The 24,567-nt window shown below is 65.1% G+C and carries 28 protein-coding genes and 1 other RNA gene; 11 read left to right on the top strand and 18 right to left on the bottom strand.

Features of this window, described 5'->3' with window-relative positions; all coding sequences use genetic code 11:
- Position 1: 1 nt before the first annotated feature.
- Complete coding sequence (gene rpsU / locus ACFC2Y_RS16215) at positions 2-208, bottom strand: 30S ribosomal protein S21 (RefSeq protein WP_009806335.1); 207 nt, start codon at positions 206-208, stop codon at positions 2-4.
- Positions 209-314: 106 nt separating this feature from the next.
- Between rpsU and ACFC2Y_RS16210 the strand changes: the two genes are divergently transcribed.
- Both ACFC2Y_RS16210 and ACFC2Y_RS16205 read left to right on the top strand, forming a co-directional pair.
- Positions 315-980, top strand: a complete 666-nt coding sequence (locus ACFC2Y_RS16210; RefSeq protein ID WP_375175804.1) for a COQ9 family protein — start codon at positions 315-317, stop codon at positions 978-980.
- A 57-nt stretch (positions 981-1,037) separates the two neighbouring features.
- Positions 1,038-2,021 carry an NAD(P)H-quinone oxidoreductase gene (locus ACFC2Y_RS16205; RefSeq protein WP_375175805.1) on the top strand — a complete coding sequence of 328 codons (984 nt, stop codon included), beginning with the start codon at positions 1,038-1,040 and terminating at the stop codon, positions 2,019-2,021.
- Positions 2,022-2,160: 139 nt separating this feature from the next.
- Here ACFC2Y_RS16205 and ACFC2Y_RS16200 read toward each other — a convergent pair whose 3' ends face one another.
- Together ACFC2Y_RS16200 and ACFC2Y_RS16195 are read right to left on the bottom strand one after the other, a co-directional pair.
- Positions 2,161-3,297 carry an NAD(P)/FAD-dependent oxidoreductase gene (locus ACFC2Y_RS16200; RefSeq protein WP_375175806.1) on the bottom strand — a complete coding sequence of 379 codons (1,137 nt, stop codon included), beginning with the start codon at positions 3,295-3,297 and terminating at the stop codon, positions 2,161-2,163.
- A 137-nt stretch (positions 3,298-3,434) separates the two neighbouring features.
- Entirely contained in the window at positions 3,435-4,187 is a 753-nt protein-coding gene (locus ACFC2Y_RS16195) for a DUF1013 domain-containing protein (protein ID WP_375175807.1), read from the bottom strand.
- Between the two features lie 145 nt (positions 4,188-4,332).
- Here ACFC2Y_RS16195 and ACFC2Y_RS16190 point away from each other — a divergent pair, with 145 nt between their 5' ends.
- Positions 4,333-4,971 (top strand): ribonuclease T, encoded by a 639-nt coding sequence (locus ACFC2Y_RS16190; RefSeq protein WP_375175808.1) that lies wholly within the window; start codon positions 4,333-4,335, stop codon positions 4,969-4,971.
- An 80-nt stretch (positions 4,972-5,051) separates the two neighbouring features.
- On the opposite strand, the gene recR is transcribed toward ACFC2Y_RS16190, so the two are convergent.
- The 3 genes from recR to ACFC2Y_RS16175 form a co-directional block, all read right to left on the bottom strand.
- Entirely contained in the window at positions 5,052-5,645 is a 594-nt protein-coding gene (gene recR / locus ACFC2Y_RS16185) for a recombination mediator RecR (protein WP_375175809.1), read from the bottom strand.
- A 7-nt stretch (positions 5,646-5,652) separates the two neighbouring features.
- On the bottom strand, positions 5,653-5,997 hold the full coding sequence (locus ACFC2Y_RS16180; protein ID WP_375175810.1) for a YbaB/EbfC family nucleoid-associated protein: 345 nt from the start codon (positions 5,995-5,997) through the stop codon (positions 5,653-5,655).
- Positions 5,998-6,185: 188 nt separating this feature from the next.
- A complete protein-coding gene (locus ACFC2Y_RS16175) occupies positions 6,186-7,940 on the bottom strand; it encodes a DNA polymerase III subunit gamma/tau (RefSeq protein ID WP_375175811.1) in 1,755 nt (584 codons plus the stop codon).
- Positions 7,941-8,059: 119 nt separating this feature from the next.
- On the opposite strand from ACFC2Y_RS16175, the gene ACFC2Y_RS16170 reads away from it, so the two are divergent.
- Both ACFC2Y_RS16170 and ACFC2Y_RS16165 read left to right on the top strand, forming a co-directional pair.
- Positions 8,060-8,899 carry a neutral zinc metallopeptidase gene (locus ACFC2Y_RS16170; RefSeq protein ID WP_375175812.1) on the top strand — a complete coding sequence of 280 codons (840 nt, stop codon included), beginning with the start codon at positions 8,060-8,062 and terminating at the stop codon, positions 8,897-8,899.
- The gene (locus ACFC2Y_RS16165) at positions 8,896-9,276 is read left to right on the top strand and encodes a hypothetical protein (protein ID WP_375175813.1); all 381 of its coding nucleotides are present in this window, start codon (positions 8,896-8,898) and stop codon (positions 9,274-9,276) included. The genes ACFC2Y_RS16170 and ACFC2Y_RS16165 overlap by 4 nt, the downstream gene beginning before the upstream one ends.
- Positions 9,277-9,311: 35 nt before the next feature.
- On the opposite strand, the gene rsgA is transcribed toward ACFC2Y_RS16165, so the two are convergent.
- The 3 genes from rsgA to pheT all read right to left on the bottom strand — a co-directional run bounded on the left by rsgA (position 9,312) and on the right by pheT (position 13,074).
- Positions 9,312-10,325 carry a ribosome small subunit-dependent GTPase A gene (gene rsgA / locus ACFC2Y_RS16160; RefSeq protein ID WP_375175814.1) on the bottom strand — a complete coding sequence of 338 codons (1,014 nt, stop codon included), beginning with the start codon at positions 10,323-10,325 and terminating at the stop codon, positions 9,312-9,314.
- 139 nt (positions 10,326-10,464) lie between these two features.
- Positions 10,465-10,563, bottom strand: an RNA gene (gene ffs, locus ACFC2Y_RS16155) — signal recognition particle sRNA small type.
- A gap of 111 nt (positions 10,564-10,674) precedes the next feature.
- Entirely contained in the window at positions 10,675-13,074 is a 2,400-nt protein-coding gene (gene pheT / locus ACFC2Y_RS16150) for a phenylalanine--tRNA ligase subunit beta (RefSeq protein ID WP_375175815.1), read from the bottom strand.
- 316 nt (positions 13,075-13,390) lie between these two features.
- On the opposite strand from pheT, the gene ACFC2Y_RS16145 reads away from it, so the two are divergent.
- Positions 13,391-13,912 carry a VPLPA-CTERM sorting domain-containing protein gene (locus ACFC2Y_RS16145; protein WP_375175817.1) on the top strand — a complete coding sequence of 174 codons (522 nt, stop codon included), beginning with the start codon at positions 13,391-13,393 and terminating at the stop codon, positions 13,910-13,912.
- A 207-nt stretch (positions 13,913-14,119) separates the two neighbouring features.
- Here ACFC2Y_RS16145 and ACFC2Y_RS16140 read toward each other — a convergent pair whose 3' ends face one another.
- From ACFC2Y_RS16140 to pheS, 3 genes are all read right to left on the bottom strand, one after another.
- Positions 14,120-14,410: a YrhK family protein gene (locus tag ACFC2Y_RS16140; RefSeq protein WP_375175818.1), complete on the bottom strand. Its 291-nt coding sequence runs from the start codon at positions 14,408-14,410 to the stop codon at positions 14,120-14,122.
- The gene (locus ACFC2Y_RS16135) at positions 14,407-14,799 is read right to left on the bottom strand and encodes an ASCH domain-containing protein (RefSeq protein WP_375175819.1); all 393 of its coding nucleotides are present in this window, start codon (positions 14,797-14,799) and stop codon (positions 14,407-14,409) included. Before ACFC2Y_RS16135 ends, ACFC2Y_RS16140 begins: the two co-directional genes overlap by 4 nt.
- A gap of 159 nt (positions 14,800-14,958) precedes the next feature.
- Positions 14,959-16,023 (bottom strand): phenylalanine--tRNA ligase subunit alpha, encoded by a 1,065-nt coding sequence (pheS, locus tag ACFC2Y_RS16130; RefSeq protein WP_375175820.1) that lies wholly within the window; start codon positions 16,021-16,023, stop codon positions 14,959-14,961.
- A gap of 273 nt (positions 16,024-16,296) precedes the next feature.
- Here pheS and ACFC2Y_RS16125 point away from each other — a divergent pair, with 273 nt between their 5' ends.
- The 4 genes from ACFC2Y_RS16125 (at position 16,297) to ACFC2Y_RS16110 (ending at position 19,299) form a co-directional block, all read left to right on the top strand.
- The gene (locus ACFC2Y_RS16125) at positions 16,297-16,527 is read left to right on the top strand and encodes a hypothetical protein (protein WP_375175821.1); all 231 of its coding nucleotides are present in this window, start codon (positions 16,297-16,299) and stop codon (positions 16,525-16,527) included.
- Between the two features lie 258 nt (positions 16,528-16,785).
- On the top strand, positions 16,786-18,066 hold the full coding sequence (locus tag ACFC2Y_RS16120) for a hypothetical protein (protein WP_375175822.1): 1,281 nt from the start codon (positions 16,786-16,788) through the stop codon (positions 18,064-18,066).
- Between the two features lie 217 nt (positions 18,067-18,283).
- Complete coding sequence (locus tag ACFC2Y_RS16115; protein WP_375175823.1) at positions 18,284-18,685, top strand: MerR family transcriptional regulator; 402 nt, start codon at positions 18,284-18,286, stop codon at positions 18,683-18,685.
- 32 nt (positions 18,686-18,717) lie between these two features.
- Entirely contained in the window at positions 18,718-19,299 is a 582-nt protein-coding gene (locus tag ACFC2Y_RS16110) for a hypothetical protein (protein WP_375175824.1), read from the top strand.
- 117 nt (positions 19,300-19,416) lie between these two features.
- On the opposite strand, the gene rplT is transcribed toward ACFC2Y_RS16110, so the two are convergent.
- From rplT to pyk, 4 genes are all read right to left on the bottom strand, one after another.
- Positions 19,417-19,779, bottom strand: coding sequence for a 50S ribosomal protein L20 (rplT, locus tag ACFC2Y_RS16105; protein ID WP_375175825.1), 363 nt, complete (start codon positions 19,777-19,779; stop codon positions 19,417-19,419).
- Positions 19,780-19,793: 14 nt separating this feature from the next.
- Positions 19,794-19,994, bottom strand: a complete 201-nt coding sequence (rpmI, locus tag ACFC2Y_RS16100) for a 50S ribosomal protein L35 (protein ID WP_375175826.1) — start codon at positions 19,992-19,994, stop codon at positions 19,794-19,796.
- A 212-nt stretch (positions 19,995-20,206) separates the two neighbouring features.
- A complete protein-coding gene (locus ACFC2Y_RS16095; protein WP_375175827.1) occupies positions 20,207-20,431 on the bottom strand; it encodes a hypothetical protein in 225 nt (74 codons plus the stop codon).
- 36 nt (positions 20,432-20,467) lie between these two features.
- The gene (pyk, locus tag ACFC2Y_RS16090; RefSeq protein WP_375175828.1) at positions 20,468-21,913 is read right to left on the bottom strand and encodes a pyruvate kinase; all 1,446 of its coding nucleotides are present in this window, start codon (positions 21,911-21,913) and stop codon (positions 20,468-20,470) included.
- 161 nt (positions 21,914-22,074) lie between these two features.
- Between pyk and ACFC2Y_RS16085 the strand changes: the two genes are divergently transcribed.
- Positions 22,075-22,389: a DUF1244 domain-containing protein gene (locus ACFC2Y_RS16085; protein WP_375175846.1), complete on the top strand. Its 315-nt coding sequence runs from the start codon at positions 22,075-22,077 to the stop codon at positions 22,387-22,389.
- 272 nt (positions 22,390-22,661) lie between these two features.
- Here ACFC2Y_RS16085 and ACFC2Y_RS16080 read toward each other — a convergent pair whose 3' ends face one another.
- The gene (locus ACFC2Y_RS16080) at positions 22,662-23,996 is read right to left on the bottom strand and encodes an ammonium transporter (protein ID WP_375175829.1); all 1,335 of its coding nucleotides are present in this window, start codon (positions 23,994-23,996) and stop codon (positions 22,662-22,664) included.
- Positions 23,997-24,024: 28 nt separating this feature from the next.
- The gene (locus ACFC2Y_RS16075; RefSeq protein WP_375175830.1) at positions 24,025-24,363 is read right to left on the bottom strand and encodes a P-II family nitrogen regulator; all 339 of its coding nucleotides are present in this window, start codon (positions 24,361-24,363) and stop codon (positions 24,025-24,027) included.
- Between the last annotated feature and the right edge of the window lie 204 nt (positions 24,364-24,567).

Below are 24,567 nucleotides of genomic sequence, written 5' to 3'. Positions count from 1 at the left end.
CTCAGAGAAGACCTTCGCGTTGCGCTTTTTTGCGTGCCAGCTTGCGGGCACGGCGGATCGCTTCGGCTTTCTCGCGCGCTTTCTTGACGGACGGTTTCTCGAAATGTTGCTTGAGCTTCATTTCACGGAACACGCCTTCGCGCTGGAGCTTTTTCTTCAGGGCACGGAGCGCCTGATCGACATTGTTGTCGCGAACACTAACCTGCATGTGGTTGTCACCACCTTCCTAGTTTGAGTTGCGTAAGTTGCAGGAGGTGGCCGTATAGCCAGTTTTGCCCTATCTGTCCAGTAACGGATGCCGCACGGAGGCCGATATGACCGAAACCCAGGACAAGTTGATCGACGCGATCCTCATGCATGTGGTCTTTGACGGCTGGTCGGAGGAGGCCTTTCAGGCTGCGCTGGCCGATACTGGCGTTGATCCGGTGGTGGCCCGGGGGCTTTTCCCGCGCGGCGCCCGGGATCTGGCCCGCGCCTGGCATGATCGGGGCGATGACCGCATGGCAGAGGCCTTTGCCGCCGCCGACCTCAGCGAAATGCGCTATTCCGAAAAGGTCGCTTATGCCGTCCGACTGCGAATCGAGGCGATCGAGGACAAGGAGGCGCTGCGCCGCGCGACCGCACAGAACATCCTGCCCCTTAACGCGCCGGAGGGGGCCAAAATGCTCTGGCAGACCGCCGACAGGATCTGGACCGCGCTTGGCGACACGTCGGAGGATTACAACTGGTACACCAAGCGGATGACCCTGTCGGGCGTGATCGGCTCCACCCTGCTCTTCTGGCTGGGCGATGACAGCTATGACAATGCCGCGACATGGGAATTTCTGGACCGGCGCATCGCCGATGTGATGCAGTTCGAAAAGGTGAAGGCCAAGGTCACGAACGGCCCGCTCGGCCGCGTTCTGACCGCCCCTGGCTCGCTGCTGAACATGATCCGTGCGCCGCGTCGGCGCGACGACCTGCCCGGGCGCAGCCACTGACCCGGTAGACATTCCCCCCGCCGCGCCGGATAGTCCACCTGATCCAAGGAGGACCCCATGACCGATATGCGCGCGATCGAAATCACCACCCCCGGCGGGCCGGAGGTTCTGAAACCGACCACCCGCCCGCGACCCGACCCCAAGGCCGGGCAGGTCGTGATCAAGGTCGCCTATGCCGGGGTGAACCGCCCCGACGCCCTGCAACGCGCGGGCAACTACGCGCCGCCGCCAGATGCCTCCGATCTGCCGGGGCTGGAGGCCTCTGGCGAGGTGGTCGAGGTTGGCGAGGGGGTCAGCTGGCCCAGGGTCGGCGATCAGGTCTGCGCCCTGCTGCCCGGTGGCGGCTATGCGGAATATGTGGCCACCCCGGCCGCCCACTGCCTGCCGATTCCCAAGGGCATGGGCCTGAAGGAGGCCGCCTGCCTGCCCGAGACCTATTTCACCGTCTGGACCAACGTTTTCATGCGCGGCGGGTTAAAAGCTGGGGAGCGGTTCCTGGTCCACGGCGGCTCCTCGGGCATCGGGACGACCGCGATACAGCTGGCCAATGCCTTTGGCGCGCGGGTCTTCGCCACCGCCGGCAACGCCGAGAAATGCGCCAAATGCGAGGAACTGGGCGCCGAACGCGCGATCAACTACCGCGAGGAGGATTTCGTCAAGGTCCTGAAGGCAGAGGGCGGCGCCAACCTGATCCTCGACATGGTCGGCGGCGATTACATCCCGCGCGATGTCGCCTGTCTGGCGCTGGAGGGGCGGCTGGTCTTTATCGCCTTCCTCGGGGGGCCCAAGTCGGAGCTGAACTTCGCCCAGGTCATGGCCAAACGCCTGACCCTGACGGGATCGACCCTGCGCCCGCAATCCGATGCCGCCAAGGCCGAGATCGCCGAGGGGCTGCGCGAGAACGTCTGGCCACTGCTGGATACGGGCCGGATTGCGCCGGTGATGGACAGCGAGTTTCCTTTCGAGGAGGCCGCGAAGGCCCATGCCCGGATGGAGACCTCGGAGCATATCGGCAAGATCGTTTTGCAGGTGGCGGGGTGATGGGTGCCGAGCACCCATCCTACGCTCTAACCCTTGCCTTGGGATCGGGCTTTTCCCCGTAGGATAGGTGCTATGCACCCATCGTCACACCAAACCCCACCCGTAGGATGGGTGCTCCGCACCCATCTCACCCCGCACTCTATCCCGCCTCCGCCGCCCAATCCGGCAACGCCCCGCCGGTCAGGATCACCGCGCCGAGCCGCCCCAGCTCGTCCGAGTTCTTGGCCGCACGCCCGCACCCGCCTATCGCCGTGAACACCCGGTCCGACAGCGCCTTGAGATGCGGCAGCTGGTTGGGCGTGTAACTGGTCACGCAGGTCACGACATGGCGCCCCGCGATCTCCAGCCCCGGCATCCGGTCGCGGATCATTCCCTCAATCAGATCCCCAGCGCCCGGCGTCCCTTCCGACCGGAACCATTGCTTTACCGCCGCCGTATCGGACAGCAACACATCCTCCGGATCATAGCCCAGCTTGAGGTACATCCGCCCGTCGGGATAGCGGATCGGCGGCAGGAGATAGGGGTTGTCCCGCTCCGGGTCCTGCCAGATGAGCGAGGGCATAGCGCGCAGACGCTCCGCCTCCGCCGCCTCCAGAGCGAAGAGCGCGACGGTCCGGCCATAGACCTCCATCGGCAGGGCATCCCCGATCAGCGCCTCGGAGAATCCGCCGGTGGCCAGCAGCACACGATCGAACACAAGGCTTCGGCTGTCGGTCCTGACGGCAACATTCTGTGCGCCCTCGTCAAAGCCCGTCACCTCTTCGGCCAGATGAACCGCCCCCTGCGACACGGCGATCCGGATCTGTGCCTGCACCAGCGCGCGGGGCGAGATATGGCCAGCGCCCATGGCCTCGAACCGGCCGATGGACCCCTCGGGGAACGCGAAGAAGGGGAAGCGGTCGCGCAGCGCCGCGCCGTCGATCCTTTCGCAGGACAGGGCATCGCGTGCCGCAACCTCGTCAATCGCGCGCATTTTCTCCGATCCCTCCGGTCCGGCCATCAGGCAGCCGACCTCGGAATAGAACCGCAGGCCCGAGGCGCGCTCGATCTCGCCGTATCGGCCGATGGCCGCGCGGGAGGCCCGCGACCAGAAGGGCATCGGATCCAGCCCCCGCGTGATCCGCCCCTCGTCATAATGCGAGGCAAAGACGCCCTCGTGCCCAGCAATATCCTCCGGCTCGCCCGGCCCGATCAGGGTCACGTCCTGCCCCGCCGCCGCCAGGTGCCGCGCCGCGGCCGATCCGATCATCCCCGCGCCGATCACCGCGTATTTCATGGGGTGCCTCCATCAATGCCGCCAACGGTGGTGCAGATGGAACACAAAGGAAAGGGCGAAGTGGCGACGCGCGGGACCGCAAATCAAAAGCGCGGACCGATTGGCCCGCGCTTTCATCATCCCCAAGACGCGTCAGCTCAGGGCTGCTCGTCCTCGTCGTCGTCGGAACTGTTGGGCAGATTGAAGAAGCTGTCCGCATCCACGAGGTTCTCGTCGTCTTCTTCCGTCTCATCGTCATCGTTGAGCGAGAAGGTTTCCAGCCCCTCGATCGCCGTCGGAATGCGCGGCTCCGCTTCCATGCCGAGCGACTGCTCGGTCGAGAGCAGCTTGCGGCGGTCGTCATCGGAAATGGCCTCGCCATCGGCGGCCTTCTTGGCAGCGGCCTTCTGCACGGCGGTGTCCAACTCGGTCTGTTTGCACAGGCCCAGGGCGACCGGGTCGATCGGCTGCATGTTGGCGATGTTCCAGTGGGTCCGCTCGCGGATCGACTGGATCGTCGGCTTGGTGGTGCCGACCAGCTTGGAGATCTGGCCGTCGCTGAGTTCCGGGTGGAATTTCACCAGCCAGAGAATCGCATTCGGCCGGTCCTGCCGCTTGGAAAGCGGGGTGTAGCGCGGCCCGCGGCGCTTTTCCTCGCCCACGGCGGCGGGGTTGAACTTCAGCGACAGTTTGAACAGCGGGTCCTTCTCGGCCTTGTCGATGTCTTCCTGGGTCAGCTGATTGTTCGCGATCGGGTCGAATCCCTTGACCCCTGCCGCGACGTCGCCGTCCGCAATCCCCTGAACTTCCAGTTCATGCATGCCGGTGAAATCGGCGATCTGCTTGAAGGTGATGGTCGTGTTGTCCACCAGCCAGACGGCGGTGGCCTTGGCCATGATCGGTTTGCCCATCTCGTGTCTCCTTCTCGAATCCAATGGCCCGGACAAGGCTTTCCCGTCGCCTGCCGGGACAGGCGGCACCTTGCGGTGCGGGTTTCCGTTGTCGGGGAACTTGGCGGCTATATAGTGCGCCGAAACGCATATGGAAAGAGTGAAGATGTTAAGACGGTTCGCCGCCCTCCTGCTGCTCTGCCTCGCCCTGCCCGCGCAGGCGGAGGGCGAGAAACCGGGGGATTACGACTATCTCCTGCTCTCGCTCAGCTGGTCCCCGACCTGGTGTTCCCTGACCGGAGACGCGCGCAACTCGCCGCAATGTGAGGACGACAAGGCCTTTGGCTGGGTGCTGCACGGGCTCTGGCCGCAATATGAGGACGGCTATCCCTCCTACTGTCACAGCCCCAAACGCCCGCCGTCCCGCGCGATGACGGCAGAGATGGCCGATATCATGGGCGCGCCCGGCGTCGCCTGGCACCAGTGGAAGAAACACGGCACCTGCACCGGTCTGGAGGCGGCGCAATACTTTGCGCTGATGCGGCTGGCCTATGGCAAGATCACCCGGCCCGAGGCGCTGCGATCCCTGAACCGGGACGTGCGCCTGCCCGCGAGCGTGGTGGAGGAGGCCTTTCTGGAGGCCAATCCGGGGCTGAAGCGGGAGGAGATCACCATCACCTGCAAACAGGGCCGGATTCAGGAGGCGCGGATCTGCCTGGATACGGAGCTGAAACCACGCCGTTGTGGCGCTGACGTGATCCGGGATTGTCGGATGGCGGATGCTTTGCTGGAAGCGGTGCGATAGCTGTGGCGGAACTGGGGGCGCTGCCCCTGCGACAAAGCAGGCTTTGTCGCTACCCCGGAGTATTTGGGGAAAGATGAAGGTCAGATCTCCTTGCGCGCCCGCAGCGCGGCGGTGATCGTGCCGTCGTCGAGGTAGTCAAGCTCTCCCCCGATCGGAACCCCCTGCGCCAGCGAGGTCAGGCGGACCCGGCCCTCCAGCTGATCGGCGATGTAATGCGCGGTGGTCTGGCCGTCGACCGTGGCGTTGAGGGCGAGGATCACCTCACTGATCCCCTCCTCCGACACCCGGTCGATCAGCCGGGGGATGCGCAATTCGTCCGGGCCGACGGCATCGAGGGCGGAGAGCGTCCCGCCCAGCACGTGGTAGCGTCCCCTGAAGACGGCAGAGCGCTCCATCGCCCAGAGGTCCGCGACATCCTCGACCACGCAGAGCTCTCCGGTGGCGCGCTTCTCGCTCTGGCAGATGTCGCAGAGCTGCTCGGACCCGATATTGCCGCAGTTCACGCATTGCCGGACCGAGGCCGCGACGTGATGCATGAGATCGGCCAGCGGCGTCAGCAGCAGTTCCTTCTTGCGGATCATGTGCAGCACCGCGCGCCGGGCCGAGCGTGGCCCGAGCCCCGGAAGCCGCGCCATCATGTCGATCAGCGCGTCGATGTCGCGGCTGGCGCTCACCCTTGCCTCAGAACGGCATCTTGAAATCGGCGGGCAGGCCCAGGCTTTCGGTGATCTTGCCCATCTCTTCCTGATTGGCGGCCTGCGCCTTCTGCTGCGCATCCTTGATCGCGGCGAGGATCAGGTCCTCGACCACCTCTTTCTCGTCCGCATTGAAGATCGACGGGTCGATATCCAGCGACTTCAGTTCGCCCTTGTAGGTGGCCACGGCCTTGACGAGGCCCGCGCCGGACTGCCCCTCGACCGTCATGCGGTCCATCTCTTCCTGCAGCGCGACGACCTTGGTCTGCAGCTCCTGCGCGGATTTCAGCATTTTGGCCATGTCGCCCATGCCGCCCAAACCTTTGAACATCTTTGTCTCCACCTGTCTCGTTTGTTGTCCGGTATATCGCAATCGTGCCCGGCCGGGGCAAGGGCGCGACCTGTCTCTTTTGGCGTCGCCCTCGGGCTTGACCCGGGGATCTCTGGCCAAGGTCGCACCCGGCTGTCAGCAGATCCTCGGGTCAAGCCCGAGGATGACCAATGCCACTGCCCCGCCCCTCACTCTTCCTCGAACGGGTCCCACTCGTCCTCGACCTCGGCCAGAGCCTCGCTCGCGGCGGCGGCGGCGGCTTCCTCCGGGGTGCGGATCGCGGTGATCCGGGCCTTGGGAAAGGCCGCCATTACCGCCTGCACCATCGGATGCGCCCCGGCCTCTTTCCGCAGGGCCAGCTCCTTCGCATCCCGCTTCTCGGCGATGGTTTCGGCCCCGCCCTCCGCCGTGACAATCACCGCCCATCTGTTGCCGGTCCAGCCCTGCAACCGGCTGCCCAGCTTTTGCGCCAGATCGCGCGGCGCGTCGTCGGTCGGGACAAACTCGATCCGCCCGGGCCGGTAGCTGACGAGTTGCACACAGGTCTCCACCTCCACCAGCAGCTTCACGTCCCGGTTGGTGCGGATCAGTTCCACCACATGATCAAAGGTCGGATAGCGCGCCAGGGCCTCCTCCGGCTCCGTCGCCAGCTGCGCCACGGGGCCATGGACGCGGCCCCCCGGCGCAGGCGCGCCGCGGGCCGTGGTCGCCCCGCCCGACGCTCCACCCGGCGCCGCACCCGCCGTGGCCCCGCCGCCGCCCGGCGGTCCCGGCGGCACCGGCTGATCCTTCAGCCTGCGCACCAGGTCCTCGGGCGAGGGCAGTTCGGCCACATGGGTCAGCCGGATCACCGCCATCTCCGCCGCCATCATCGCATTGGGCGCGGCCGAGACCTCGTCCAGCGCCTTGAGCAGCATCTGCCACATCCGGGTTAGTGCTCGCATCGGCAGACGTCCGGCCAGGTCGGTGCCCCGGGCCCGTTCGGAGGGCGAGATTGTCGGATCCTCCGCCGCGTCGGGCGTGATCTTGACCACGGAAATCCAATGGGTGATCTCGGCCAGATCGCGCAGCACGGCCAGCGGGTCGGCCCCTTCGGCATATTGGCCCGACAGTTCCGTCAGCGCAGCCGCGGCATCGCCCCGCATCACCATCTCGAAGAGGTCGAGCACCCGCCCACGGTCCGCCAGCCCCAGCATGGCGCGCACCTGGTCGACGGTCGTTTCGCCCGCCCCGTGTGAAATCGCCTGATCCAGCAGCGAGGTCGCGTCCCGCGCCGATCCCTCCGCCGCCCGGGTGATCAGCGCCAGCGCATCCTCGGCAATCTCCGCGCCCTCGGACCCGGCGATCCGGCGCAGCATCTCGATCATCACCTCCGGCTCGATCCGGCGCAGGTCGAACCGCTGACAGCGCGACAGCACCGTCACCGGGACCTTGCGGATTTCCGTCGTGGCGAAGATGAACTTCACGTGTTCCGGCGGCTCCTCCAGCGTCTTGAGCAACGCGTTGAACGCATTGACCGAGAGCATGTGAACCTCGTCGATGATGTAGATCTTGTAGCGTGCCGAAGCCGCCCGGTAATGCACCGAATCGATGATCTCGCGGATGTCACCGACCCCGGTGTTCGACGCGGCGTCCATCTCCATCACGTCGACGTGGCGGCCTTCCATGATCGCCTTGCAGTGTTCGCACTGGCCGCAGGGGTCGGTTGTCGGCCCGCCCTGCCCGTCCGGCCCGATGCAGTTCATCCCCTTGGCGATGATCCGGGCCGTGGTGGTCTTCCCGGTGCCGCGGATACCGGTCATGATGAAGGCCTGCGCGATGCGGTCCGCCGCAAAGGCATTCTTCAGGGTCCGCACCATGGCGTCCTGGCCGACAAGGTCGGCGAAGGTTTCGGGCCGGTATTTCCGGGCCAGGACCTGATAGGCGGGTTTGGCGTCGCTCATGTGTGCCTCGGGATTCTCTGTCCACCGAAACTAAGGCCGGTAGCCGCCAGCGTCCACAGGCCTTTCCGGAGATCGTCGCCTGGGGTACAAATCATCGCGTGGGTACGGGAGTGTGCGCGATGCGGTTACGGGGTGTGAGGCGCAGTTCCAACATCGAAGACCGGCGCAGGGCCGGGGGTCGCCGGGGCGGGGCGATCGGCGGTCTGGGCATCGGCGGCGTGCTGCTTGTGCTGGCCATCGGCTATTTCACCGGCCTGGACGTGACACCCCTGCTGGACGGGGAGCAGCAGCAGAGCGCCCCGCGAGAGCTGAGCCAGGCCGAAGAACAGGCGGGGGATTTCTCCGCCTCCGTCCTCGCGACGACCGAAGATGTCTGGGCGCAGATCTTCCCGGAACAAATCGGCCGAGCCTATGTGCCGCCGGTGCTGGTCCTCTTCTCCGGCCAGACCGCCAGCCCCTGTGGCGGGGCCTCCGGCGCGACCGGCCCCTTCTACTGCCCCTCCGACCGCAAGGCCTATCTGGACACGCAGTTCTTTGCGACCCTGGCGCAACGCCTTGGCGCACGCGGGGATTTCGCTGCCGCCTATGTCATCGCCCATGAGGTCGCGCATCATGTGCAGAACCAGCTGGGCATCCTCGGTCAGGTCCATCAGGCCCGCCAAAGCGCCACCCAGGCCGAGGCCAATGCCCTGACCGTGCGGCTGGAGCTTCAGGCGGATTGCCTGTCGGGTGTCTGGGCGGCGCATGTCGAGGGGCTGCTGGAGCCGGGCGATATCGAAGAGGCGTTGAACGCCGCCCGCCAGATCGGCGACGACACGCTGCAACGCAACGCGGGCCGCATCCCGCAGCCGCATACCTTCACCCATGGCACATCGGACCAGCGCGCCAGATGGTTCGCCCGGGGCTACGAGAGCGGCCAAATCGACGCCTGCGACACCTTCGGGGCGCGCCAGCTATGACCGCGCACCGCCTGACCGTCACGCTCCTGATCCTCTGGGCCCTGGTCTGGGTCGGCTCCTTCGCCCTGCCCTACATGCTCGCCCCGACGGGGGACGGGTTCACCCGGGGGCTGAACCGGCTGATGGCCTTCTTCGGCCTGCAGATCGGGGCGGGGGCCATCGGGCTGCTGCTGGTCTTCATCCGGCCCGCGACGGGGCGGATCAGATGGCTGGCCCTGCTGCCGACGGGGATGGCGGGGCTGCTGATCGCCGCCCTCGTCGGGGTGATCGCCTGGGCGCAACTGTCAAAGCCGCCCCATGTCCCCGATCGCCCAGCCAAACCCGCCTCCCAGGCCATCCAGCCGCCGACAACGGCGCCCGCCGACGGCTCGGAGTAAGTCCGGAGTGGCGACAGAGTGACCGCGGACCGGGATCACTCCGGGTCGCCCCGTTTCCAGCGCCCCCGCGCCGCGCCCTGATTGTACATCTTCTGCAACCCCTTACGCCGCGCCCGACCCTCGGCGATGGTTTCGGAATTGATCTGATCCTCGCGCAGCAACTTCTTCCAGCGCCGCACCCGATCCTCGTCCAGCCGCCCCTCCGCAACCGCCCGGGCCACGGCACAGCCCGGCTCGCCCTCATGGGCGCAATCCCGGAACCGGCAGTCCGCGGCGAGGTCGGAGATATCCTGGAACACCTCGCCGATGCCCTCGGCCACATCGCTCAGCCCCAGTTCGCGCATGCCCGGCGTGTCGATCAGCCAGCCCCCGGCCAGGGTCCGGCGCATCTCCCGCCGGGTGGTGGTGTGGCGGCCCCGCGCATCATCCTCGCGGATCCCGGCGGTGGCCGCGCTCTCTCCGGTCAGCGCGTTCTGAAGCGTGGTCTTCCCGACACCGGACATGCCGACCAAAGCCAAGACCTGTCCGTTTCGGCACCAGGCATCCAGAGCCCGCGCCTCCTCCGGATCCCGCGCATCCAGCACCAGGGCGGTGACGAGCGGTGAAATCCGTTCCGCCGAGCGGCGGTACTCGCGCGGGTCCTCGCAAAGGTCCGCCTTGGTGAGAACGACCAGCGGCAGGCATCCCGCCTGGGTCGCGATGGCCAGATAGCGCTCGATTCGTGCCACGTTGAAATCGGCATTGCAGGAGGTGACGATGGCCAGCGTATCCACATTGGCCGCGATCAGCTGGTCCTCGCGCGCCTCGCCCGCCGCCCGCCGTTTCAGCACGGAGGCCCGGGGCAACAGCGAAGCGATACGCCCCTCCGCGAGGGTAATCCTGTCCCCGACGGCAAGCGGCTCGTCATAGAGCGGTAGATCCACCGGACCGTCAGGCGTCAACGCCTCGACCCGGTTGCGATGCACGGCGATGACACGGCCCGGGATCTCACCCTCGGCCAGCGTGTCCTGTGCCGACCATCCCAGGTCGGCGGAAGTCAGATTGTTCATTTGAGAAAGTCCCGAAGACGAACACCAAGGAAACCGCTCCGGTATCCGCAGCGGTCAGGGTCGAAACGGGCGCAGGCGCTGCTTACAGCGACCCCGCCCGGAGGATGGAAACAAGCTCCATGAAATCTCCGTCGGGTGTGGGTGAGAGGCTGGACAACGACCCAAGCGGGGCTCGTTACGGCTGCTTCCTTCCGGACCTGACCGGGTTGGCGAGGCGCTCGCCCGCGCCAACCTCTCAAGGCGGATATAGGAAACGGGGGCCGCCTTCGCAACCCCCGCCTGTCTTCCGGTCCCAAATACTTCGGAGGGACGACAAAGCCCGTTCGTCACAGGGGCAGAGCCCCGGCCCTTAACCCCTCAGCACGCCCCCCGTCGCCTTGGTGACCTTGTCGACGACCTTGGCCGAAATCGCCTCGATCTCGTCATCCTTCAGTGTCTTGTCCTGCGGCTGGATGCGCACGGTCACGGCGATGGATTTCTTGCCCTCGCCAAGCGCGCCACCGATGAATTCGTCAAAGACCCGGACATCGGCGATCATCGCCTTGTCCGCCCCGACGGCCGCATTGACCAGCGTCAGCGCCTCGACCTCCGCATCCACCACAAAGGCGAAATCGCGATCGACCGGCTGCAGGTCCTGCAGCTCCAGCGCGCCCTTGGACGCCCCCACCTTGCGCGGCAGCGGCACCTCGGCGGGCCAGATGGTGAAGCCGACGACCGGCCCCTTCACGTCCATCTCGCGCAGGATCTTCGGGTGAATTTCACCGAAGACTCCCAGTACCTTTTTCGGGCCGAGGCAGATCATCCCGTGCCGCCCGGGGTGCCACCATCCGCTGGCCCCGCGCAGGATCTGCACCTTGGCCGGCGCGCCGATGGCCGACAGCACCGCCTCCGCATCCGCCTTGGCATCGTAGAGATCAACCGCGCGCGAGGCGCCATGCACATCCTTGGGCCCGGTCTTGCCGACCGAGATGCCCGAGATCAGCAGATGCTGCTCCTCCGGCTCGCCGCCATGCCAGGCCGCGCCCAGTTCAAACAGCGCCATGTCACCCTGCCCGCGCGCCTGGTTGCGCGCCGCCGCCTGCAGCAGGCCGGGCAGCAGCGCCGGGCGCATATGGCTCATGTCCTGGCTGATCGGGTTGGCGACCATCGTCGCATCCGTCCCGCCGCCGAACAGCGCCGCGGAGGCCTGGTCGATGAAGGAATAGGTCACGCATTCATTGTAGCCAAGCGCCGCCGCGGTCCGCCGAGCCACCTGTTCGCGTTTCTGCAGCGGGGTCAGGATCGGGTCCGGCACGCCCGCTTGGGCACGCGGCAGCGGCTTCGCCTCCAGCTTGGTCAGCGACGCGATCCGCGCCACCTCCTCCACCAGATCCGCCTCGCCCAGCACGTCGGGCCGCCAGGACGGCACATGCGCCATGTCGCCCTCCATGACAAAGCCCAGCCGTTCCAATGTCGCGCGCTGTTCCTCCGCCGGGATCTCCATCCCGACGAGCGAGGAACACCGCGCCGTGTCCAGTCGGTAGGCCCGGCGCACATCCGGCACGTCGCCCGCCACGACCATTTCGCTGACCTCGCCGCCGCACAGTTCGACAATCAGCGCGCAGGCCCGGTCGAGGCCCTCCATATTGAACCCCGGGTCGATGCCGCGTTCATTGCGATAGCGCGCGTCGGAGTTGATCTTCAGCCCCCGCCCCGCATGGGCGATAGACACGAAATCCCAAAACGCCGCCTCGAGAAAGACATCCGTGGTCTCCTCGGTGCAGCCCGTCGACAGACCGCCCATGATGCCGCCGACGCTCTCCACGCCATTCTCGTCCGAGATCACCAGCGCCCCTTCCGGGATCACATAATCCTTTTCGTCCAGCCCGGTGAAAGCCTCGCCCCCGTCGGCCCGGTGCACGGTCAGCCCGCCCGCAACCTTGCCCGCGTCAAAGACATGCAGCGGCCGGTTCAGGTCATGGGTGAAAAGGTTCGTCACATCCACCAGAGCAGAGATCGGCCGCAGCCCGATGCTCTTCAGCTTCTGTTGCAGCCAGGCCGGGCTGGGCCCATTCTTGACGCCCTTGATCAGCCGCCCGGCAAAGACATGACAGCCATCCGTGGCATTATTTGCAATCGTCACCGACACCGGGCAGGCCCCGCCCGTCACGTCCAGCGTGTAGTCTGGCATAGGCTTCAGCGTGCCCAGCCCCCGCGCCGCCAGATCCCGCGCCACACCGCGCACGCCCAGGGCGTCCGGCCGGTTCGGCGTGATGGCGATCTCGATCACCGGATCGACGGCCCCGGGCCGGTTCTGCGCCAGCCAGTCCGCGAACTCCTGCCCGATCTCGCCCGAGGGCAGCTCGATGATGCCGTCATGTTCGTCCGACAGCCCCATCTCGCGTTCCGAGGCCATCATCCCGTGGCTTTCGACGCCACGGATCTTGCCGACCGAAATCGTGATATCGAGGCCGGGGATATACATGCCCGGCTTGGCCAGCACGACCGTGATCCCCTCCCGCGCATTCGGCGCGCCGCAGACGATCTGCTTCTCGCCTTCGTCGGTCTGCACCATGCAGACCCGCAGCTTGTCCGCATCGGGGTGCTGTTCGGCCTTGCTGACCTTGGCGATGGTAAAGCCCTTCAACGCCGCCGCCGGGTCTTCGACGCCCTCGACCTCGAGCCCGAGGTCGGTCAGGGTCTCGAGGATCTCATCGAGGGACGCCTCGGTCTCGAGGTGCTCTTTCAGCCAGGACAGGGTGAATTTCATCGAACTGCAATCCCCAGGTTGCCGCAATATGTTGCGTGGGGAATGGCAAAAAACCACCTCCTGTGCAAGAGAGGGGCGCGTGCACCGATCCCCGCCGTGGCGCCGAATCACGTGGCGTCAACAGCGGGAAGAGCACAATCAGGGGTTGCGCCGACGCCCCTCGGACACCCAAGACTGTTCCCGATCTCGAAACAAGCCGCCGGTTCTGGTCAAATTTTGCGCTAGAACGTGCAACAACCAATTGTCGCCCTTGCCTTGCCACACTTCTGCTGCAATTAATAAGACTTCCTCGGTCTGATTTAAGGAGTACTTTTTCATGACCAATAAACTTAAGATGCTTGGACTTGCTGCCGTGATGGCAGTGGCAAGCACGGCGGCTTCGGCTGCAACCGTGGTTTCCTCTTTCGGCTTTCTCGCGCCCACAGTGTCGGCAGGCGAAGGTTCGGCTTTGGGTGTCAACTTTTCAGCATCGGCTGGAGGTTACGACGCTATCGACGTAGACTACGGACTTACAGCCACTTCCAACTATAAAGGTGTGGCGATCGCAGGGTTCAACGAATCTACTGTTGTCGGTGGTGGAGATCCGATTGTCGTATCCTATTGGATCGATGCTGGTCCGGCCACAGTTCTGTCTTTCTCGGGCGTCCCGACATCTGATTCTGCCTTCTCGTTCTCGCTGCTCGCAGGTCAAACGCTCTATATTGGCCTCGAGGGTACACCCGCAGAAGGGGGGGTGTTTGACGTTACCGTGTCTTCCGTCCCCGTTCCCGCAGCAGGCTTCCTGCTGATCGGTGGCCTTGGCGCACTTGCGGCGACCCGTCGCCGCAAGAAGTCCTAAGCTGCTTCTTCAGGACCGATAAATCGGAAAGGGGCCCGTTTCGGGCCCCTTTTCCTTTGCTGCATCTTCCGGCAACCCTGCTCTCGGCGCCGCCCGACACGCCTCTCCTTAACCCTCTGACGCGAGCTCGCTGAAGGCTGCGCGGACGCCCTTCACAAGACATCCGCCGCAGGACACTCGTCCACCCAAACCCGCGTGGCCGTCACCTCAACCGTCGAGACGGGAGGCAACGTCATCGGTGTCGCCCATGGAAACCAGTTTGATTTCCCGGATCAGCCGCAGGGTCGGCTTGACCGCAAACAGCACCGATCCGATCAGGAACAGCCATGTGCCGGGGGTCATCAGGCTTTCATAGAAAAAGCAGATGGACCCGGCGACAAAGCACAGCGCCGCGCTGAAATCGACGAATGTGTAGGCCAGTTCGAACGCCGCATAGACGCGCCGCGTGTGATGGCTGCGTTCGCGGTTCTCATGGCGGAAGAGGCGGGAGCGGGTCATGCTGTCACCTCCGCGAGGTCCTCGATCAGTCGGAAGCGTTCGACCATGAGCATCATGGTGTCGGACCACTTACCCTGCTTTTCGAAGTAGGCACGGTACTGCGCGCGGAAGTCGTCCCGGTCACGGAATTCTCCCATATCCGCCACCAGCGCCTCGGTCACCTCGTCGAAGGGTATGGTCAGCACCTCGACCGTCTCCAAACGAACACCGGGTGAGCCGTCCCATTCCAGTGCGGTATCCTGCCGCCCGACCTCCGGCATCGGGTCCTTTCCCGGCCCGAAGTCGCTCAGTGGCGCGCAGGTCACCGTCTTCTTTCCCGCACGCACCAGCGCGAGGACCTCGTTACAGAGATCTTCGTTGTCGCCGAAGGTGAAGGTGACGCCCTGCATCACAGTCCTCTGACAAATAGAGCAAGGTTCTCAGCCCGACTGGCCGTGCCCTTGGCACGGCCAGCGCCCGTCCGCCCCCCCGGGCGGGCGCTTCGCACCCCCCCGCGGCCGGGAGCAGGCCTTTGTACGGCGCGGATCGAACCAAGCGTCAACATGCACTCAAACCCCACCCCGGATCGTCGGCACCTGCAGCGCCGGGAACCCGTAGTGCCGCAGCCACCGCAGGTCTGAATCGAAAAACGCCCGCAGATCCGGGATGCCGTATTTCAGCATCGCGATCCGGTCGATCCCCATGCCGAAGGCAAAGCCCTGCCACTGCGACGGATCAACGCCCGCGGCCTCAAGCACCTTGGGATGCACCATGCCGGAGCCCAAGACCTCCAGCCAGTCGTCGCCCTCGCCGACCTTCACCGTGCCGCCTTCCCAGGAACACTGGATGTCGATCTCGGCCGAAGGTTCCGTGAAGGGGAAGTGCGAGGCGCGGAAGCGGGTTTTCACCGGCGTGCCGAAATAGGCGGTGAAGAACTCCTCCAGCACCCATTTCAGGTTCGCCATGGAGATATCGCGGTCGATCGCCAGCCCCTCGACCTGATGGAACATCGGTGTGTGCGTCTGGTCATAGTCTGCGCGGTACACCCGGCCCGGAGAGATCGTGCGGATCGGCGCGCCCTGCGCCTGCATCGCGCGGATCTGCACCGGCGAGGTATGGGTGCGCAGCACATGCGGCGGGCGATCATCGCCCTCGGCGCGGTGCATGTAGAAGGTGTCCATCTCCGCCCGCGCCGGATGGTGCGAGGGGATGTTCAGCGCGTCGAAATTGTACCAGTCATCCTCGATCTGCGGCCCCTCGGCCACGGCGAAGCCCATATCGGCAAAGACCGCGGTGCATTCTTCCCAGACCTGGCTGACCGGGTGGATCGTGCCGACACGGCGGTCCCGCGCGGGCAGGGTCACGTCCAGCCACTCGGTCTTCAGCCGCTCGTCCAGGGCCGCATCGGCCAGGGCCACCTTCTTGGCCGCCAGGGCCGAATTGATCTCGTCCTTCAGCGCGTTCAGCGCGGGGCCAGCCACCTGCCGCTCCTCGGGCGTCATGCGGCCCAGCTCGCGCATCTTCAGGCTGATCTCGCCCTTCTTGCCAACCGCCTGCACCCGCAGCTCTTCCAGTTTGGCCTCGTCCCGGGCCTCGCCGATCGCGGTTAGATATTTGGCTTTCAGATCGTCCATCCGGGTCCCTCCGGTCATCTTCGCTCAACCTGCTACCCAAGCAGGGGCTGAGAGGCAAGGCGCGAAGCCCCGCAGCACCCCCGCGACCCCTGTAAAACCGTAACGAAGCGTCACGGCCACGCCGCAATTCCGCCGCCCGGCCTCCGACAACCCGGGGCAGAAGGAGGCCATGGGACATCGCCGCCCCGGGCGGCCCGATCCCGAAATCGCGACCACGGAACACCGACCACGAAAGGCCATGCCATGCATCTCCTCAAGACCGGACTTTTCATCATGTCCCTCACTTTCAGCACCTCGGCGCTGGCGGTTGGCACCACCACGACTGCGCCGATCCCGGCCGGGGCCGTGCAGACGGGCAGCCAGTGGATCACCACGCCGGACGGCTGCTCCTATTCGCGGACGAAGGCCCCGGGGCGGCCGGTGCAATGGATCCTGATCCTCAACCCGCACCATATCGGACAGCCGAACGCCCATCTGCGCTGCGCCCCCGTGCTGGGTGGTTAGGCGGACCCGCCGACACGCGTCATCCTCGGGCGCGACCCGCGGATCTCTCACCCAATCGCGCGCGGGATGGCAGGAGATCCTCCGGCCAAGCCGGAGGATGACGGGGCCAGCGACGGCGGCGATAATCAACCTTAGGCAGAGCCAAAGCCCCACACCTCAACCCATGCCCCGCACAAGGGGCCACATGCGTCCAATGGCTGCCCCAAATTGGCCCTGTTTTTCTGGTCGAATCCCTGGATCAGATTCAGGATCACGCCAATGCGACTGCTTGCTCAAATTGCCGATTCCCGAGGGGCCGATCGTCCCGGCGCGCTGCGCATGGTCATGTCTCTGCCCAATGCCCTGGCAAACCGGTTGCGGCGCCACCGGGCCCCGGATGTGCACTCCGCCGTTCACGCCATGACGACGGAGGAGTTGAGCCAGCGCCTGACCCTGACCGTCATCGGCGGTCATCCCGACCGGCAGGACCTGGCACATCACCTGAAGCCCTCGATCCTCGACTGGCAAACGCAGAACTGGGACAACCTCGGACAGCGGATTGCGCGGCTCGACAGTCTCCACGCCGCGCTGCCTTCGGGTGAACGTGTGGCGACCGCTCTGGGCCAGGCGCTCTTCCGCCATATCATTGGCCCCAAGGTCTGTCAGATGATCGAACGCGGCCAGTCGGTGACAACCTCCGAACTGCCGGAGCAGCTGTTCGCCCCCCTCGCCCGGGCCCTGGCCAAGTCGGACACACAGCCCGCGCTGCATTTCCTGGCGGCCCAGTTCAACCTGGAAACCGGATGGGCCCGGCGCGGCAACGATTTCACCGAATTCGCGCTCGAAGATGCGATCTTCTCGGCCCAGGCGCGGTTCCGGGTGGCACGCACCATCCTCGATCACATCGCCTCCCGCGCGCCGCATTCGGCCTATTTCTCGGAACTCGACTACCGCGTCCGCGCCGCCGAGGGCACGACCGAGGACGAGTTGAACCGCGCCGCCCTGCGCTGGACCCGCACCGATCCCAAATCGCTCACCCCCTATGCCGTGCACGGTCAACACCTCCTGCCGCGGTGGTACGGCGAGGAGACATCTCTCGACACCTATGCCTGCAAGGTCTGGTCGAAAACCAATGAGACGCTCGGCGCCGCGGCCTATTCCGCCTGCTACCTCTCCGCGATGGAGGCCGACCCCGCGGTCCTGCTCGACTACGATCCCAAGACCTTTCGGATCGGCCTGATCGACATGATGCAGCAGAGCGAGGATCCGGATGTCACCTGCAACGCCATCCTGCGCGCCCTCTATGAGGTCAGCACCGAAGGTTTCGGGATCGACGGACGCGAAACCATTGCCCTGCGCCGCGCCCGCAAGGAGTTGCGCGACACCTTCTGCTATCTCGCCCGCAACACCCTAGGCCCGGTCATGCCCGATGCCTGGGGCCGCGGCTGGTCCGAAACGCGCATCCTCCGCGCCTTGGCGGAAGCTTTCGAAGACGACATCGCCAGCGGACGCCACATCGCCATCGGCCTCGACGGCGCGGTGGTGGGCGAGGCGGCCTGAGGTTACTCTCCATCAGATGGTGCACCGGTCTGGAACGGCCAGATGCGCGTTGCGCCATGCCCCTCTCTGCCCAACCCGGGACGGGCGAACAGGGGATATGGCCTTGTGCGCCAGACCCGGTTGCCAGTAATCGACACCGGTAAGGCGCCAATCGCGGCACGGGTCCGGACCCGGTTGGCGCATCACGGCGACCGAGGCCCGGCAAAGGACACAAGGCATGTACATCGGCGAACTTGCCCGACGGACAGGCGTAACCCGCAAGGCGATACGGCACTATGAGTCGCTTGGGATCCTGCCGGAGCCGAAGCGGAAGGGAAGCTATCGCGTCTACGATCAGGACGATGAGAAATTGCTGTGCGTCATCACCGAAGCACAGAAACTGGGGTTCAGCCTGCGCGAAATCCGCGAGATTTCGACGACGCAAAATTGCTCTCGCATGTTGCCCGTCGACAAGGTTCTGCAGATGATCGAAAGCAAACGCGCCGAGCTTCGAACCGCGATTGCCGATGCACAAAGGCTCGACCGCGACCTTGCCGCATTGACCGACCGCCTGGGATCCATGCACGAGACAACCGACGCCGAATACCCCGTTGACTCGTCCCCTAGGGGCAAGGTGTAGCGTTTCGCCTTCGACACCACCACGGAGGCACCATGCTCGATCCACTCAATACGCTCAGCCAGCGACTTTCACGCCAAAGCCGGGCCGCGACCATATGTGTCGGGCTTGCAATAACGATCGCGGGGTTCTGGCTGTTCAACGCATCACCCGCACCCTTCTCGCACCCCGTATTGCTTGAGCAGACAGGCGTCGGATTGCTGGATCTGCTGCCCTACTACACCTTCGCCGAAGCCTATCAGCATCTGTCCACCCTGGGCGCAGAGGGGCGTCGGGCCTACCTGCTCTTCCTGGCCGTCGATTACCTGTTCATCCTCGTCTATTCCCTGACCGCCGCCTGGCTCATCTCGGCACTTGTCCGCCGCGCCTTCGGGGCGCGCACCAATAGGATGCGGCTGAACCTGGCACCATTGGCCATCGGGCTTTGCGATGTCGTGGAAAACAGCTGCAACCTCGCCCAGCTCCTGGCCTTTCCCGCCGCGCTGCCACCTGTCGGCGCTCTGGCGGGTATCGCCACGCTTTCCAAACACGGCGCAACGCTCCTCGTTCTTGGTCTGATGGTCGTGTTGACTGTGCAGGGATTTCGGGCGCGCCGGAATGGCCAGATGGCGGGCTGAGACACCGCGCCAGCCCGGGCACGCGGTGACCCCAAAAGCGCCCGGCTCGCCCCCCCCAAACACAGAAAAAGGCCGCCCCTTTCAGGACGGCCCCGAACTCAAATCCGATCCGGTGGATCAGGCCAGTGCGGACTTCGCCTTGTCCACGATGGCACCGAAGGCATCGGGCTCGTGCACGGCCAGATCGGCCAGAACCTTGCGGTCCACTTCGATCCCGGCCAGCGACAGCCCGTTGATGAAGCGGGAGTACGTCAGCGCCTCGTCATGGGCCCGGACGGCCGCGTTGATCCGCTGGATCCACAGCGAGCGGAAGTTCCGCTTGCGGTTCTTGCGGTCGCGGGTTGCATACTGGTTGGCCTTGTCGACCGCCTGGGTCGCGACCTTGAAGGTGGTGGAGCGGCGGCCGTAGTAGCCTTTCGCTGCCTTCAGGACCTTCTTGTGACGTGCGTGGGTGACGGTTCCGCCTTTAACGCGAGACATGTTCTATCCTCCTATCAGCGGTCGTAAGGCATCATCGACTTGATGATGCGTGCATCGGGCTCCGACAGGGTCGTCGTGCCGCGTGCGTCGCGGATGAACTTGTTGCTGCGCTTGATCATACCATGGCGCTTGCCAGCCTGGCCGGTGATCACCTTGCCGGTGGCAGAAATCTTGAACCGCTTCTTGCAGCTCGATTTCGTCTTCATCTTGGGCATTTCCGTCTCCTTGGTCTTGAACGGGTATTGACGCGACTCGGTATGCCACTTGAACCGGCCGCGCGGATGAGCGGGCCGTATAGGGCCGCAGAGCCAGCAAGGCAAGAGGAAATCGGTCGCAGCGTCACCTTGACCGGAAAGGGCTGCGGGGCTGGATCACCCTGGCCACGGTCGTCGGGAGGCGGTGGCGGGCCCCGCCGGATCGTCAGGCGTCAGGGGATCACCCGCGCCAGCACGCGGAAGATCACATGCGGCACCTCGCTCAGCGCCATCGGCTGCGGACGGACGGACCAGCCAAAGGCAAAGACCCCCGCACCAGCCAGCACCACCGCCAGCGCGACCAGCGGCCGCCGTCCCTCCGCAAAGGCCGCCACCGCCGAGGGGATCGCCAGGACTAGCAGGACCAGCCCCGCCACCATGATCAGGTCGCTATCCATCGGCTATCCTGTCTCTCCTCGGGCTATCCTCTGGCCCTACTCCGGATCCGAGGCGAAGATCAGCCGCTCCTCGCAGGGGGCGACCCGCAGGATGTTGGTCGAGCCGGGGACGTTGAAGGGCACACCGGCCATGACCAGGATCTGATCCGCCTCCGTCGCGAAACCGTGGCTGCGCGCCGTCCGGGCCGCATTGACCACCGCCTGCTTGAACCGCGACAGTTCCGCCGTCATGTAGCAGTTCACCCCCCAGCTCAGCGTCAGCTTGCGCGCCGTGCCACGCAGCGGGGTCAGCGCCAGGATCGGCACCTTCGGCCGCTCTCGCGAGGTCAGCAGCGCCGTCGTCCCGCCGTGGGTGAAGGTGCAGATCGCGGCAATCTCGGTCGTCTCGGCGATCTCTCGCGCGGCGGCGACAATGCCGTCCGCCACGGTGGAGCGCACCACCCGGCGCGAGGCCTCGATCACATCGCGATAAGTGGGGTCCGTCTCGACCTCCCGCGCGACGGCATCCATGGTGCGCACCGCCTCTGCCGGGTACTGGCCGGCGGCCGATTCCGCCGACAGCATCACCGCATCGGTGCCCTCGTAGATCGCCGCCGCCACATCCGACACCTCCGCCCGGGTCGGCATGGGGCTCTCGATCATCGATTCCAGCATCTGAGTCGCCACGATCACCGGCTTCGCCGCCGACCGGCACTTCCGCACCAGCTGTTTCTGGATCGGCGGCACGTTCTGCACCGGCAGTTCCACCCCCAGATCGCCGCGCGCCACCATGATCCCGTCCGACACCGCCAGGATATCGTCAAAGGCCTTCACCGCCGCGGGCTTCTCGATCTTCGACAGGATCGCGGCGCGGCCACCGGCCAGCTTGCGCGCCTCCTGCACATCTTCCGGGCGCTGTACGAAACTCAGCGCCAGCCAGTCCACCCCCAGCTGACAGACGAACTCCAGATCCGCCCGGTCCTTTTCGGACAGCGCCGCCAGCGGCAGCACCACATCGGGCACGTTGACCCCCTTGCGGTTGGAAATCGTTCCGCCCGCAATGACCTCGCAATCGGCAAAATCCGGGCCACAGGACGTCACCCGCAACCGGATCTTGCCGTCGTTGACCAGCAGGTTCGCCCCCTTGTCCAGCACCGCGAAAATCTCCGGATGCGGCAGGGTCACGCGGGTCGCATCGCCCGGACGATCCTCCAGATCCAGCCGGAAGGCGGCGCCCTCCTCCAGTTCCTCCGCCTCATTGGCGAAGACGCCGACGCGCAACTTCGGCCCCTGCAGGTCGGCCAGGATGGCGATGGTGCTCTCCAGCTCGCGCTCGACCTCGCGGATAATGCGGTGTCTTTCGCGGATCTCGTCATGCCTGCCGTGGCTCATATTCAGACGGAAGACGTCCGCGCCGCACTCGTGCAGCTTGCGGATCATCTCGTAATCCGAGGAGGACGGCCCCAGGGTCGCCACGATTTTTGTATTGCGCTGCCGTCTCATCCGGGTCCCCTGCTGCGCCGGTCAACCGGCTGTCATGTGAACGCTATCAATCCGCTGCAACGATTGCCACACGAAGTGACGCCCGCATGACATTCCCGGACAATTGACCAAATCCGCGCCGCCTGTCAGCCTGCCCGGCAAGCAACCGGAAAGGGACCATGATGGACCGCCAGACCCAGATCGAAATCGAAGCCGCCGCCTTTCGCACCCTGCGCAATCACCTGATGGTGGAGCGTCCGGACGTACAGAACATCGACATGATGAACCTCGCGGGCTTCTGCCGGAACTGTCTCTCGCGCTGGATGCAAGAGGCCGCCAACGACCGCGGCTTCGAGATGACGAAGGACCAGGCGCGGGAGGTCTTCTACGGCATGCCCTACGACGACTGGAAAGCGCAGAACCAGACCGAAGCCTCGCCGGAGAAACAGGCCGAATTCGACCAGGCCTTCGCCGAAAACGTGCTGAAGAAGCTCTGAGCGCCCTCCGGATCGAGCCGCGCCATCGACAGGCCGCGGCGCGGCGATCCGACGGTCCTTCGGCAGCCCTTTATTCCGGCCGCTTTGGCGCGACCTGCGCGCGAGGCGAACATGTCAGCCAAATCGACGGGCCAAGGGGGCGGCTTGGCGATGGTGCGGCGGCCTTCGGCCTTGGTCCCGCACCACGTGCACCACACCACCCACACGCACCGAAAAAAAGAAAACCCCGGGCGCGGACGCCCGGGGCAGGTTCAAGCTGATGGGAGGAGCTATCAGCCTTTGGCGAATTCCGGATAGGCTTCCATGCCCAGTTCCGCGGTGTCGAGACCGTTGATCTCGTCCTCTTCGGACACCCGGATGCCCATGACCATCTTCAGGATGAACCAGACGATGGCGGACATGACGACCGTTGCGCCACCGATCACGATGATGCCGTAGATCTGGGTGCCGAGCGATGCGTCGCCGTTGGAGAAGACGACCGCGATGGTGCCCCAGATGCCGCAGATCAGGTGAACCGGGATCGCACCGACGACATCATCGATCTTCAGCTTGTCGAGCATCGGAACCGTCAGGACCACGATGATACCGCCGATCGCACCGATGATGGTTGCACCACCAAGGGACGGCGCCAGAGGTTCAGCCGTGATCGAGACGAGACCGGCCAGCGCGCCGTTCAGCACCATGGTGAGGTCCGGCTTCTTGTAGAGGATCTGCGACAGGATCAGCGCCGCAACCGCACCACCGGCAGCCGCCGTGTTGGTGTTGGAGAAGATGCGCGACACGTCAGCAACGTCACCGACAGAGCCCATGGCCAGCTGCGACCCGCCGTTGAACCCGAACCAGCCGAGCCACAGGATGAACGTACCCAGAGTGGCGAGCGACAGGTTGGAGCCCGGCATCGGATGCACCTTGCCGTCCTTGAACTTGCCAAGGCGCGGGCCAAGGATGATCGCACCGGTCAGAGCGGCCCAGCCACCCACGGAGTGCACGATCGTCGAACCGGCGAAGTCGGAGAAGCCTGCCTCGCTGATGAAGCCGCCGCCCCAGGTCCAGGATGCGGTCAGCGGATAGATGATGGACGTCAGGATGATCGTGAAGATCAGGAACGGCCACAGCTTAATCCGCTCTGCCAGCGTACCGGACACGATGGACGCGGTTGCCGCACAGAACATCAGCTGGAAGAAGAAGTCGGACCCGGTGGAGGCATAGCCGTAGTCGTCGGCCGCATCCGCAGTCACGCCGACAGCTTCAAGAACACCAGGGCCCCAGACGCCGGACAGCACGCCCTCGATCGACCAGGTGCCGAGCGGGTACATCAGGTTGTAGCCGATCAGGTAGTAGAAGATCGACGCCAGACCGAACAGCGCGACGTTCTTGGTCAGCTGCATGGTGACGTTCTTGGACCGCACCAGGCCCGCTTCCAGCATTGCAAAGCCGCAGGCCATGAAGAAGACGAGGAAACCGCCGACCAGGAACAGCAGCGAGTTCAGGATGAACACGGTATCCGTGGACGGGTTGGTTCCCGGAACGGGGCCGTCCTGTGCAAGGCCGAGGCTCGGCGCGGCGATCATCGCAGCGGCAAGGCCCAGTTTCGTGAGAGTTTTCATTGTTACTTCCTTTCCCTGTCCGCAGCTGTCAAAGCGCGTCCGCGTTGGTTTCCCCGGTCCGCACACGAACCGCCTGCTGGATATCCAGAACAAAGATCTTGCCGTCGCCGATTTTCCCGGTCTTGGCAGTGTTGGTGATTGTCTCGACGACCTGGTCGGCCATTTCTGTCGACACCGCGATCTCGAGCTTGATCTTCGGTACGAAGTTCACAGCGTATTCCGCGCCGCGATAGATTTCGGTATGGCCGGACTGAGAGCCGAAGCCCTTGATCTCCGTCACCATCATACCGCGCACGCCGATCTCGGTCAGCGCTTCGCGGACCTCCTCCAGCTTGAACGGCTTGATTGTCGCAATGATGAGTTTCACTGAGTTTTCCCTTCCGTATCTCGGGGCGCGAACCCCGCCTTTGGCACGGAAAGATAAGACCGCCGCATCCCCGAACCGGAAGCGAAGGGGGGGAAAGAAGGTGATTATTTCCCCCGCATTTGCACAATTTTTCACCATCCTCGCCATTCCGCACAATTTTTGGGCGACATCATAACGGTCTTTTGCTGCCAAACTTCTCAACAT

It is taken from the genome of Pseudooceanicola sp. (assembly GCF_041987405.1).
In the GTDB taxonomy this organism is placed as follows: domain Bacteria; phylum Pseudomonadota; class Alphaproteobacteria; order Rhodobacterales; family Rhodobacteraceae; genus Pseudooceanicola.
This window is presented reverse-complemented; position numbering and strand designations above follow the sequence as displayed.